At 39.2% G+C, this 11,675-nt stretch carries 14 protein-coding genes; 10 read left to right on the forward strand and 4 right to left on the reverse strand.

The genetic code is table 11. The features are described from left to right. Window positions 1-318: 318 nt before the first annotated feature. A complete protein-coding gene (locus V6C71_15020; GenBank protein HEY9769781.1) occupies window positions 319-1,716 on the forward strand; it encodes a glycoside hydrolase 100 family protein in 1,398 nt (465 codons plus the stop codon). Window positions 1,717-1,884: 168 nt separating this feature from the next. Here the strand turns inward: V6C71_15020 and V6C71_15025 are convergent, their stop codons facing one another. Then, window positions 1,885-2,097, reverse strand: a complete 213-nt coding sequence (locus V6C71_15025; protein ID HEY9769782.1) for a hypothetical protein — start codon at window positions 2,095-2,097, stop codon at window positions 1,885-1,887. Window positions 2,098-3,315: 1,218 nt separating this feature from the next. On the opposite strand from V6C71_15025, the gene V6C71_15030 reads away from it, so the two are divergent. The 6 genes from V6C71_15030 (at window position 3,316) to V6C71_15055 (ending at window position 6,065) form a co-directional block, all read left to right on the forward strand. Then, window positions 3,316-3,846, forward strand: coding sequence for an NYN domain-containing protein (locus tag V6C71_15030; GenBank protein HEY9769783.1), 531 nt, complete (start codon window positions 3,316-3,318; stop codon window positions 3,844-3,846). A 128-nt stretch (window positions 3,847-3,974) separates the two neighbouring features. Beyond that, window positions 3,975-4,220: an HAD-IA family hydrolase gene (locus V6C71_15035; protein HEY9769784.1), complete on the forward strand. Its 246-nt coding sequence runs from the start codon at window positions 3,975-3,977 to the stop codon at window positions 4,218-4,220. A gap of 156 nt (window positions 4,221-4,376) precedes the next feature. Further along, window positions 4,377-4,523, forward strand: a complete 147-nt coding sequence (locus tag V6C71_15040) for a hypothetical protein (GenBank protein HEY9769785.1) — start codon at window positions 4,377-4,379, stop codon at window positions 4,521-4,523. Further along, on the forward strand, window positions 4,516-4,857 hold the full coding sequence (locus V6C71_15045) for a GNAT family N-acetyltransferase (protein ID HEY9769786.1): 342 nt from the start codon (window positions 4,516-4,518) through the stop codon (window positions 4,855-4,857). Before V6C71_15040 ends, V6C71_15045 begins: the two co-directional genes overlap by 8 nt. Before the next feature lie 55 nt (window positions 4,858-4,912). Next, the gene (locus tag V6C71_15050) at window positions 4,913-5,395 is read left to right on the forward strand and encodes a hypothetical protein (protein HEY9769787.1); all 483 of its coding nucleotides are present in this window, start codon (window positions 4,913-4,915) and stop codon (window positions 5,393-5,395) included. A gap of 94 nt (window positions 5,396-5,489) precedes the next feature. Beyond that, on the forward strand, window positions 5,490-6,065 hold the full coding sequence (locus V6C71_15055; GenBank protein HEY9769788.1) for a GNAT family N-acetyltransferase: 576 nt from the start codon (window positions 5,490-5,492) through the stop codon (window positions 6,063-6,065). Window positions 6,066-6,191: 126 nt separating this feature from the next. On the opposite strand, the gene V6C71_15060 is transcribed toward V6C71_15055, so the two are convergent. Together V6C71_15060 and V6C71_15065 are read right to left on the reverse strand one after the other, a co-directional pair. Then, on the reverse strand, window positions 6,192-6,776 hold the full coding sequence (locus V6C71_15060; protein ID HEY9769789.1) for a YqhA family protein: 585 nt from the start codon (window positions 6,774-6,776) through the stop codon (window positions 6,192-6,194). Between the two features lie 43 nt (window positions 6,777-6,819). Further along, entirely contained in the window at window positions 6,820-8,028 is a 1,209-nt protein-coding gene (locus V6C71_15065; protein HEY9769790.1) for a glycosyltransferase family 4 protein, read from the reverse strand. 108 nt (window positions 8,029-8,136) lie between these two features. Between V6C71_15065 and V6C71_15070 the strand changes: the two genes are divergently transcribed. The 3 genes from V6C71_15070 to V6C71_15080 all read left to right on the forward strand — a co-directional run bounded on the left by V6C71_15070 (window position 8,137) and on the right by V6C71_15080 (window position 11,440). Next, window positions 8,137-8,739: a DUF1517 domain-containing protein gene (locus V6C71_15070; protein HEY9769791.1), complete on the forward strand. Its 603-nt coding sequence runs from the start codon at window positions 8,137-8,139 to the stop codon at window positions 8,737-8,739. 198 nt (window positions 8,740-8,937) lie between these two features. After that, complete coding sequence (locus V6C71_15075; protein HEY9769792.1) at window positions 8,938-9,474, forward strand: FHA domain-containing protein; 537 nt, start codon at window positions 8,938-8,940, stop codon at window positions 9,472-9,474. A gap of 91 nt (window positions 9,475-9,565) precedes the next feature. After that, the gene (locus V6C71_15080; protein ID HEY9769793.1) at window positions 9,566-11,440 is read left to right on the forward strand and encodes an ATP-binding protein; all 1,875 of its coding nucleotides are present in this window, start codon (window positions 9,566-9,568) and stop codon (window positions 11,438-11,440) included. A 70-nt stretch (window positions 11,441-11,510) separates the two neighbouring features. Here V6C71_15080 and V6C71_15085 read toward each other — a convergent pair. Then, window positions 11,511-11,675, reverse strand: a 165-nt coding sequence (locus V6C71_15085; GenBank protein HEY9769794.1) for a transposase, incomplete at its 5' end; no start/stop codon positions are given.

The raw sequence follows: 11,675 nt of genomic DNA on the forward strand, positions 1-11,675 counted from the left end.
CTCCTGGAAGTTAAATACTCAATTATGTTAACTAAAAAAATAGTGCATCTAAACAAAAGCTTAGAGCTTACAGCTTGGAGCTTAAAGCTTGTTTGCGAAATGTAACAGGTCGGCTGTTGAAACTAAGCTTACTAAAAGTTTAGTAATGTTTTTGCTTTAGAAGACTGAATATCACGATAGGATCGTATAAGAACTAATACTTTAGATATTTCTATTCTTTCCTTCAAGATGGATTCATATTTCTTGGAATTAGTCTGACGAATCAATATTGATGCCCAATCATAGATTTAATATATTTAGTACGAAAATTATTGTTTGATGATTTTAGTGAGCAGAGAAACTATTGAACAACAGGCAAATCGGCTTTTAGAAAAGTCGATTATTTACTATAATAACCAGCCTGTGGGGTCAGTAGCAGCAAGTGATTCGGAAAGAGAAGCTTTAAATTACGATCAGTGTTTTATTCGTGATTTTGTTCCCGCAGCCTTAGTATTTTTAATTCAGGGTAAAACAGATATTGTCTACAACTTTCTGATTGAAACAGTAGGGTTACAAAAAAAGAAGCGGCGCATTGATTGCTACGAGCCACCCATAGGCTTGATGCCCGCAAGCTTTAAAGTTGAGTCAACCAAAGGCGGACAGTATCTTCATGCCGATTTTGGCGATAAAGCGATCGGTCGAGTTACTCCAATTGATTCTTGTTTGTGGTGGATTATTTTATTGCGAGCTTATGTCAAAGCTACAAATGATAAGCCTTTGGCACAAAGCGACAGTTTTCAGGGAGCTTTAATTTTTATTCTAGAGATTTGTTTAGGACCACAGTTTGAGATGACTCCAACTCTTCTTGTACCAGATGGTGCTTGTATGATTGATCGCCCGATGGGATTGAGTGGACATCCTTTAGAAATACAGTCTTTGTTTTATTGTGCTTTGCGTGCAGCCCGTGAAATGTTAATTCCAGATGCTGAAGGTCAAGCTTTGATCTATAAGATTAATAACCGCCTTGGTAGTCTAATTTTTCATTTACGGAGTTATTATTGGCTCGATCTTAAACAGATCAACGAAATTCACCGTTATCAATCAGAACAGTTTGGCGAGTCGGTAGTCAATAAGTTTAATATCTATCCCGAATCAATTCCTGATTGGTTAACCGAATGGATTCCCGACCACGGGGGGTATCTTGCGGGAAATTTGGGACCTGGTAAGATGGATTTTCGGTTTTTTGCCCTGGGAAATTTAGTAGCGATTATGGGATCTGTGACTACTGAACAACAGTCGCAAGATATTTTAACTTTGATCGAGCATCGCTGGACAGATTTAGTCAGCAAAATGCCGATGAAGGTTTGTTATCCTGCGATTGAAGGATTGACCTGGAGAATAATTACTGGCTGCGATCCCAAAAATACTCCCTGGTCGTATCACAATGGTGGTAGCTGGCCCGTCTTGTTGTGGGTGATGATGGCAGCCTGTCAAAAAATGGGACGAGAAGACCTGGCAGATCGAGCTATGGCGATCGCTGAATTACGTTTGATGCAAGACAATTGGCCTGAATATTATGACGGCAAAAATGGACGTTTGATTGGTAGATCTTCCCGTAAATTTCAGACTTGGACAGTCGCAGGATGGCTGCTGGCAAAATTGCTGAGAGAAAAACCTCATTGCCTCAATTATATTTGCTTTGAAGAAGATACTGAAGCGATGGCCTGTAGCATTTAATTTGGCTGTTGCGCGCTCCCCTGATTCAAGAGGCGATTGCCCGTGCATGACTCTATCACCGACGACGCGAAGCTAGTCTATCACGGATACCGCTTCGCATATAGCTTCGCGTCGCAAATCATGCACGGGCATATGCTTACTTCATACCGCTTCGCATAAAGGCATCTCTTATTTCTGTTTGTGATTTCTTTTGTTGCTCAACAGATATTTCCATTGATAAACATAGGCAGCGGCGATAATCCACAGCCAACTTAGTTTTAACATTAAGTCTGGTGCATAGATAGCTTTGTAATCTATTTTGGTTAATGCCTCCGTCTGCCCTATCCAATGAAGATGAATTACGTAAATTGCTGCAACGGGAAAAGTAGCAGCGATCGCCACTCCTAGATGAACTAAATTTTGCTTGAGAGATTTAGTTCATCTAAGCCAACACGGAGGTTTATTTCACAATAAACCCAGTAATAGAGAGTAGAAATTAACCAGTAGATACCAAACCGAGGCAGTAAAAAGGAATAGTAATCCCATTCCTAAAAAGAACAAAAAAGCTGTATTGTGCCAAGACAGTAAGATACAAAAGACGAGAAAAAATAGCTAGAAAGCAAAAATAAATACTACTGTACTAGCACCCTAGACAGGAAGAAATAGCAGCAGTGAATTTCGCCAAGCTTTAAAAGTAGAAAAACCAAACATTCAATCTTTGCTCTTAAGTGGATTAGTTTTAGTATTCCCAGATTTGATATTTTTAATTATTCTGCGATTGTAAAGGACGCGTTAGCTTATACTAAAGCCCTAAAGGATTCACGGATAAACCGCACTCCGCCCTTCGGTCACACTCGCTTCGCGACGCGAAGCTAGTCCTTTAGGGCATCGTCCGAAGGTGTCCCTGAACGGATACACCTACGGATATACCATGCACGGGAATCCTTTAGGGCTAGCTGTAGGCATCGCCAAACACGATAAGATAAATTCAACCAGCGAGCGCCAGTTTTGAATGAAGACCTAATCTCCGTCTTGAGGTAGAATAAAACCTAGTTTCAAAATCATCGTTTCATGACACAGTTTTCATTGAAATTGAGAACTATGTTTATGGCTAATCTTGAACGATTGAAAATCAACTTAATCAGAAACAAATCGAAAAGCGATCGCTTCCGCTGTGTAACTATCATCAACACAACCAAAAAACTGGATTTCTATGATAAGTTGAAAAGTTTGCGATCGCTCTTTTGTAGAACGTTAACACTGCCATTTCTAATCAGATTTAATAAATTTATCTCGATAAGTTAACTTTAAATTTACTTTTTACCCAAACGATAGTCAGTAGAATTTGTAAAAAAATCTTGCCCGAGCAAATTAAATTGTTATGAAGGTTTTTTTTGTCCTAAACTGGAATGTATATGAAATATACCTAAACTAAATTTTATTGAGGTTTTCCTTTATATAAATTAGTGCTTATCGTCTAAACCTATTAAATAATATTTGGTCGTAGTCGTAACTGCGGGTTTATTCATTAAATTGTTATGGCGCAATCCCTGTCGTAGCAGGGCATTACGCTGTCAACTTTACTATTAAATATATTTAAGCCCTTATAGGAAAAATTATATGGAGTCTCATAATAAATACGTGAGAGATCGTCTGTCCATATTTGTAGACGGCAACAATATGTTCTATGCTCAACAGAAAAACGGTTGGTTTTTTGATCCTAGAAGAGTATTAGAATATTTTACTAAAGATCCCACCGTGGTTTTGATTAACGCCTTTTGGTATACGGGATTAAAAGATGCCCAGGATCAAAGAGGTTTTCGAGATGCTCTGATTAGCTTAGGGTATACGGTAAGAACTAAAATCCTCAAAGAATACTATGATGATTCCTCGGGTCGCTATTCGCAAAAAGCAAATTTAGATATAGAAATTGTGGTCGATATGTTCAACACCGTTGAGCAGTATGATCGCGTGATTTTGTTTAGCGGGGATGGAGATTTTGAACGGGCGATCGAGCTTTTGCGTTCAAAAAATACTCACATTACCGTCGTATCTACAGAAGGAATGATCGCTAGAGAATTACGCAACGCCACAGATCGCTATATAGATCTTAATGACGTGCGAAGTTACATTGAGAAAAGCGACTTTTAGATTACTGCGCTTTTGGGTTGAGTAGAACACACAAGTCACATTGTCCTGCGGGAAGAGGAAACTCTAAAAGCTATTAGCTATTAGCTAGTTAATCAACAGCGTAGTCTATCAAGCATGAAAACATTGTACTGGAGGCAACACTTAACAATATTGGCTTACGCCATTTTTTTGATGTTGTTGTAAGTATTGATGATGTAGAAAGAGGAAAACCTGAACCAGATATTTTCTTGCTTGCATCTGAAAGATTGGGTGTTGCTCCTCAAGACTGCATTGTTTACGAAGATAGTGATGGAGGCTTAGAAGCTGCTCTTCGTGCAGGAATGCGATCGATTGATGTGCGTATTCTGTTGCAGTCTGAAACTCTTCAGACATAAGCAGTTACAAGTTGCGCGACACAAAATAATCCGCTTGAACCTGACCGTCAAGAGCTTATTTGTTAAGTGTTTGAGACTATCTGCGTCAGGTGAGCTTGAAATTTTTGCGACTTCATCGCCCAAATCCCTCCAGTGTATTTTAGAGTCCATACCAAAATGCAAATTGAACCATACAAACCCCATCAACTTGATGCTGTTATTCGTCTTGCGCTTCGGGCATGGAGTCCAGTCTTTGATTCGATTCACAAAGCGATGAACGCTGACGTTTACAGGGCATTCTATCCCGATAGTTGGCGTGTGTAGCCAGCAAAAGGCTGTCGAGGATGTCTGCGCTGCTAAAGACACAAATATATGGGTTGCTATCGACGCAGGTTTCACTGTGGGCTTTGTAGCCGTAAAACTACATTTAGACGATAGCCTGGGTGAAATCTACATGGTTGCTGTCGATCCAGACTTTCAAGGTCAAGGCATTGGTACAGCTCTAACAGAATTGGCACTCTTTTGGATGAAAGATGCTGGGATGTCTGTTGCTATGGTTGAGACTGGAGGTGATCCCGGTCATGCCCCAGCACGTCACACTTATGAAAAGGTTGGCTTTAGATTGTTGCCAATCGCCAGATACTTCAAGAAGCTCTAAGTACAAATGTAGGTAGTCAATTGCGATCACCGCCTAAAATTTAATGATCTAAAATATGGGAACAAGCTTCGTAGAGTTTGAAGAAAACGGATTTTGGATGGCTGATGCTTGGCTTCAGGTTTGGCTTAGCTGTCTGGTTGTGCAAGTCAATAAACTTGCTGATGTACCGATATGGTTGAAACAGTGGCAAGATCATGCTCATATTAATGCGTCGAACCACTTTGTGGGTTGCGTTTGCGCGGGCTTGAACGATTTTATAACGACAGAAGAACAGCGCCTAATAATGATCGGTTTATGCGAACAGGCTACACAAGAAATAAATAAGTTCGGTGTAAATGCAGCGAAAATGGAAGTTGCTTGGTTTGAAAGCCAAAGCGATATTAATGAGGTTGTTATTGCAGGAGTCTTGTCTGTCCGAGATGCGTTTACTCGATTGTTGCAACGCCAAAGCGACGAATACGATCGCAACAATCGACGCAACTGGAAACTAAATCAAGTCGCGCCACTGAGTTGGTGGAGAGGTCAAGAGACATTATGACCTAAGATCGACAGCCCAACGCCGATGGTACAGCAAAGCTATCTTTTGAGGGCAGAGATTAAGTTGTCGAAAAGTCAGAAGTTACTTGGAGTGTGTGGGTGAGGCGATTGTGATTAAAATACCAGTATCTCAAGGAAAAGGACTGAATAGACAGCGCAGCTTACATATGATACTTAAAACGCAGCGGCTGGTTTTAACACCGATTTTGGAGAGTGAACTGAACACACTTGAGATGATCTTTGCTGATTCATATGTAAAAAGATATTTATGTGATAACAAAGTCTTGTCTCTGCAACAGGTTGAAGAAATGATCGAACAGAGCAGAAAGCACTTTGAAGAAGAAAGATTCGGTCTTTGGTCGATCAGGATAAATGGTGAGAGTGAAGTCATTGGATTTGTTGGTTTATGGTATTTCTTCGATGAAGAACAGCCCCAATTAATTTATGCTTTGCTACCTAAAGCGGTTAAAAAAGGCTACGCTACTGAAGCTGCAATCAAAATATTAGAGTATTGTTTTGATGAACTTGGTTATGAGTATCTTGTAGCAAGCTGCGATCGCGCCAACCTTGAATCGCAAAAAGTAGCCAAGAGGCTCGGAATGAGGAAAATTGCCGAAAAATTGGTGGATAATAATCCTATATTGTTCTTTAGAATTGAATGTTTTGCCTAAAGCAATTTTTAAAGTTAAAAGTTTGCGTCGCTTTAGTTACAGGTGTGAGTCGGCGAAAAGGAATTGGCAGTCGCGATCGCTTTTATTTTCTCTCCAAATGGATAAAGTCGAGCTAAGAGTCAAGAGTCAAGAGTCAGCCAGATCGTGGTGAGAATTCTTAATAGCAGCAGGTAAGCGTTTACGAGACTTAGTATGGCTTAAGTGCAGTAAATATTGACTGATAGAAATAAGTAAGATTGCCAAAGCAATATAAAGCACGTCACTTAACTTGCCAATTTCTATAGTAAGCATTTGCTTAAATAAACTAACAATTAAAGCAACAACAATTACATTGACTAATTTACCTTTAAGTTCTTCTAGGCTTTCGCTTTGGAGAATACTAGAATCATCTTGATGCTTAATTTCTATTTCCGAGATAAACAACTCATAAATACCAAAAGCAAAAATCAACAAAACAATGCCGATTAAATAATAGTCAACGCCACCAATAATATATGACACGGTTTTAATCGTTATTGCCCCTTCAGGATCTTCAGTATTTATGGCTAAAGTCAATCCTGCCCAAATATCTACTGTACCGATTACGATCAAGCGTAAGGCACTTAATAAACTAAAGATAACTGGAACTACGATAAAGAAGCGAAAATTCCAAATAGCAGCTTCAAAAATTAACTCGAGCTTTCTCAATTTTCCGGTGCTTTTTTTTTTCATTGACGATCGCAGATCATTAATCATTAACTGCTAATGACGGAATTTAAACTGAGTCTTTGACCCATTGTAAGTGTTGGGGTAACAAGTTGGCTAAATCATAGCTTTCTAAGATCGTTTCTCTAGCTTTAACGCGAATGACTGCCATTTTCTCAGAATTCTCCAAAGCTTTAATGACGCGATCACTAATTTCCTCAGGATCGAAGAAATTAACCAGCAAACCATTAACATTATCTTCAATTACCTCCGTCACGGGAGCAGTATCGGAAGCCACAATTAGACATCCTGTAGCTAAAGCTTCGAGCATTGACCAAGAAAGCACAAAAGGACGAGTCAGATAGATATGTACCGAAGAAGCCTGTAACACCTGGAGATACTCATCATAGGGCAATAAGTCCGTAAAGTGGACCCGACTTAAATCTAAAGGGAATTTTTCCAGCATCGCTTCTTTATAGGTTTTCCCGTCAGCCAGATTTTTGCCATAGGCTACGCGATTTTTACCGACGATGACAAAATGACACTGAGGCCGCTTTAGTTGCAGAATCGATATAGCTTCAATTAATTGAGGAAAACCGCGATAGGGTTCCATACCTCGGGCAACATAGGTAACAATTTCTGGGGCTTGAGCAAGATCGAGATTTATCCGTGGCAAAGACAATTTGGCATTTGCCATCGGTTTGAAGTAATTTGTATCGATGCCGTCGTGATGGACTTTAAGCTTGCTTTGAAATTCTTGGGGAAATTGCGATCGCTGCCACTGAGTCGGTGATAAGCCGCGATCGCAACTGACTAAATCTAATAAAATTGGCGCGTTTTTAATCCGAATCCTGGCTTCATCATCAGCATTAATTGGATCGCTGGGGTCAAAGCTAGCATCTGAGCCATAGGCACGATAAAACCACTCAAAATAGCAAAGTAAGGTGGCTCGAGGAAATATATCCTTCATAAATAAGGTTGGTCCCCATCCAGAATGTCCGTATACTAAGTCAGGATAAAAACCCCGATCTTTTAATTTCTGTGCCACTCGATATACACTTTGGGCTTCTAAAACTGCATTTTCTAAAGGTTTTACATAATGATGAGTTTCAGGGCGAGCAGGGCGAGATTTTTCATATACTACTTTATTAACTCCTGCAATCTGACCTTCTGGACGATTTGTGGCATAAACCACAGTGTTTTGACTATCTTGGCCTAAAACTGTCGCTAGATGGCGAAATTGAGCTGGAAAATTAGGATGTAAAAATAAAATTTTCATAACTACGCGCTTAAACTAGGAGTATTATGAATTCCCAATTTTAGCTTACGTCCAACTGAGGATAACAATAGTGCTAGATTGATAAAATACCTTCAAACTTTACAGCTCATGACTTCTTGGCGCGATCGCATCTCGAAATTTAGTGGCAAAACCCGCTTTGTCGTATCTCGCATTTTTATCCACTTAGCAGGAGCGGAAATTGCTCCCATGTTAGGTGTCTTAAATCGTGTCGCTAGAGAAGCAATTGACGCTGATGGCGATCTAGAAGTACTGGGAGAAGGGTTAGTCTCTGTCTGCCAAAATCTGCTGCAAATGAGTAATGATTGGCAATCTGCGGGCAATGAGGGAGATGTGTTTTGGGATGAGGGAGAAGCAGGGGATTATGTCAATGAACTGTTTACCGATTCCGCCCAAAGATATCTCAGTGCCATAGATACTACTGAAGATATTAACGATAACGAGCCTTTGTCTCTACCTATCACTAGCAATCTAGTAATTATCTTAACCGTTGCTATGACTGGGGAATCGACCGAGCTAGAAACCAATCTCGCCGATGTAGAAGCGTTGGAATATGGACTCAAAGCTTTAATTAATCTCCATTATCAAGAAAAGCTCAGAGCGATTCAAATCCATTTCTCACCTGCCAAATTAGGTGATGAGCTAGATGGAGAGCAATTATTACTTAACTTTCCTGAATTGATTCCCCTTTAACAAAGTTAAAAACTGTTCGAATGCTCAGTGTAGAGCTAATTTTAGTTGACAAATGTTAGTCTCAAGTTGTTTTTGGGGAATCTTATAAACATCAACCTCATAACATATTGAGATCAATAAGTTTTGCATGATGAACAAGTCCAACCCTAAAAGCATCGATTACTAATTAAAAATCAGTCAAATCGGCGTACTGTTAATTTGGAATCTGCGACTTGTTCTATTGGTCGAGATGAAAAAAATTTGATAGTTCTCAATTCGCCTAAAATTTCTCGTTATCATGCAACCCTGCTGAGAATTACTACCCCAGGAGCTGATAGTCATCAGTTTCGGATTATTGATGGCGATTTGAACGGCAGACGTAGTAGAAATGGTATTGAGGTCAACGGTAATCGCTGTTTTTCCTATGACTTGCAGGATGGGGATGTGATTAGTTTTTGTGAGGGAATAATTGCCAAATATTATGCAGTCAACACTCCAACATCATCTCAGCCATTAAATTCTTCTTTTGATGGGGAAGATGATGATGATCCCAACGCGACTCGTTTCTTTGGTAACTCAAATAATTCTCACCAGATTACTACCCGTAAAACTATGGAGATATCAGAGGAAGAACGTCAAGCATCAATTCAACAGTCTTTAGAACGCTTGGCATCTTTTCCCGAGCTTTTATTCCGATCCAATTATCGAAATCGATATAAAAGGCAATATTACCTATTTAAATCCTGCTGCTCTTAAAAGTTTTCCTACTATCCAAAAAGATCGACTAAACCATCCAATTCTAGCTGGTGTACTTGCTTTAGTTAAGGCAGAAAAAGAAACCTCTATTGTGCGTGAAGTTGCGATCAAAGACAAAATTTTTGAACAATCCATACATTGGATTTTTGCCAGCCATTTAGTTAGATGCTATGTCTCAGATATAACTAAACGTAAACAAGCTGAATTAATTCTCAAACAGGCACATAAAGAGCTAGAAACAAGAGTAGAGCAGCGTACCTCAGAATTAGCTTATAACAACAGAATATTAAAGCAGGAAATTGCCGAACGCAAGCAAGCAGAACAAGAAATTCGTCTTTTACAAACGATTACCCAGGCTATCACCGAGGCTCGTGATTTTGATGATGCGATCGCAATTATATTACGTAAAGTCTGTCAAACTGTTGGCTGGAGCTTTGGAGAAGCCTGGATTCCCGATAAAACAGCTAATCTACTTGAAATTAGTCCTTCTTGGTATTCCAGTATGGAAAAGCTGAAATATTTTAGAGAAGGCAGCGAAAAATTCGTTTTCTCCAATAACGTTGGCAAACCAGGAAGAGTATGGGCAACTAAAAAACCTGAATGGACGGAAGATGTATCCCTACAGAATGAAGAAAATTTTCTGAGAAGTAAAATTGCTCAAGCAGTAGGGTTAAAAGCTGCTTTGGGAGTTCCCATGATTGCTAATGATGAAGTAATCGCAATTCTAGTCTTTTTTGATTCTTCGGTTCATACTGAAAACACTCAAATGGTAGATTTAGTGGCATCTGTTGCGGCTCAATTAGGTTTAATTATTGAGCGCAAGCGAGCTGATGATGCTTTACGCTCTAGTATGGCAACTAATCGCGCTATTTTAAATGCGATTCCCGATCTTATCTTTAGGATTGATAGAAAGGGAATTTTTGTTAACTTCAAAGCTGCCAAAGAGAAAAATTTATTAACTCCAGAGAAAGAGTTCTTAGGAAAATATGTTGGCGATGTATTCCCTGAAGATATAGCTTCGCCAATCTTAAATTGTCTTGCCAAGACTTTTGTTACGGGTGAAGTCGAGTTATTAGAATGCCAAATTACTCAAGAAGATAAAGTTCACAGCTACGAAATCCGCTTTGCCATCAGTAATGTCAATGAAGTGATGGCAATAGTGCGTGATATTACCGAACGTAAACAAGCAGAAGAAGATATTCGTAGAACTTTAAAACAAGAGAAAAAATTAAATGAATTAAAAAGCCGTTTTGTGACGATGGCATCCCATGAATTTCGGACTCCCTTGGCTTCAATTTTATCTTCTTCAGAACTGTTGGAGCATTACAGCCATAAGTGGGGTGAAGATAAGAAATTTCGTCATCTATACCGCATCCAAAGTTCAGTCAAGCACATGACTGACTTATTGAATGATGTCTTGTTATTAGGTAAGGCTGATGCTGGAAAGCTGAAATTAAACCCTACCAAAATTAACTTGGTTCAATTCTGTCAAGATCTAGTCGAAGAAGTAGGGTTAAACTCTGCAACTCATCAAATTGTATTTCAAGTTAAAAATCATCGAGAAGTAACTAATAACTGCGAGCAGAAATCACTTAATACAGAAGATGAATCCTGTCTTAGTGCTTGTATGGACGAAAAAATACTGCGTCATATTCTGTATAATCTGTTGTCAAATGCGATCAAGTATTCTCCTGATGCCGATCGCGTTGTGTTCGATTTAATTTGTCAACCAAAACAAGCAATCTTCCGCATTCAAGATTTTGGTATTGGTATTCCTGTTAAAGATCAAGAGCAATTATTTGATTCTTTTCATCGGGCTGATAACGTGGGTTCGATCCCAGGGACTGGTTTAGGATTACCCATTGTCAAAAGATCCGTGGACTTGCATTTCGGGACAATCATGATGATTAGCCAGATTGAAGAGGGATCTACCTTCACTGTCACTTTGCCGTATCTTAATCTATGAAAAGTATAATGTTCGCTGAAACTTAACTAAAGTTGTACTTAATTTTATACACAAGTAGTTGCACTGTAATTTAAATTATAGCATTACGCATATCACGTGTTTGACATTTTTTGAAAGCGGCATCAACACATTCTCTTACTGTCTCAAATTCTTTAATTCTCTGCTTGATCCAGGTTTTAAGAACAGACCACCAACGCTCAATTTTATTCAAATCTGGAGAGTAGGGAGGCAGGTA

The organism is Coleofasciculaceae cyanobacterium (genome assembly GCA_036703275.1).
Classification (GTDB): domain Bacteria; phylum Cyanobacteriota; class Cyanobacteriia; order Cyanobacteriales; family Xenococcaceae; genus Waterburya.

What these genes read in the sequence shown, in the direction of transcription:
- V6C71_15020 (HEY9769781.1), top strand. Translation starts at nt 319, where the DNA reads ATGATTTTAGTGAGCAGAGAAACTATTGAACAACAGGCAAATCGGCTT.
- V6C71_15030 (HEY9769783.1), top strand. Translation starts at nt 3,316, where the DNA reads ATGGAGTCTCATAATAAATACGTGAGAGATCGTCTGTCCATATTTGTA.
- V6C71_15040 (HEY9769785.1), top strand. Translation starts at nt 4,377, where the DNA reads ATGCAAATTGAACCATACAAACCCCATCAACTTGATGCTGTTATTCGT.
- V6C71_15050 (HEY9769787.1), top strand. Translation starts at nt 4,913, where the DNA reads ATGGGAACAAGCTTCGTAGAGTTTGAAGAAAACGGATTTTGGATGGCT.
- V6C71_15060 (HEY9769789.1), bottom strand. Translation starts at nt 6,776, where the DNA reads ATGAAAAAAAAAAGCACCGGAAAATTGAGAAAGCTCGAGTTAATTTTT.
- V6C71_15065 (HEY9769790.1), bottom strand. Translation starts at nt 8,028, where the DNA reads ATGAAAATTTTATTTTTACATCCTAATTTTCCAGCTCAATTTCGCCAT.
- V6C71_15070 (HEY9769791.1), top strand. Translation starts at nt 8,137, where the DNA reads ATGACTTCTTGGCGCGATCGCATCTCGAAATTTAGTGGCAAAACCCGC.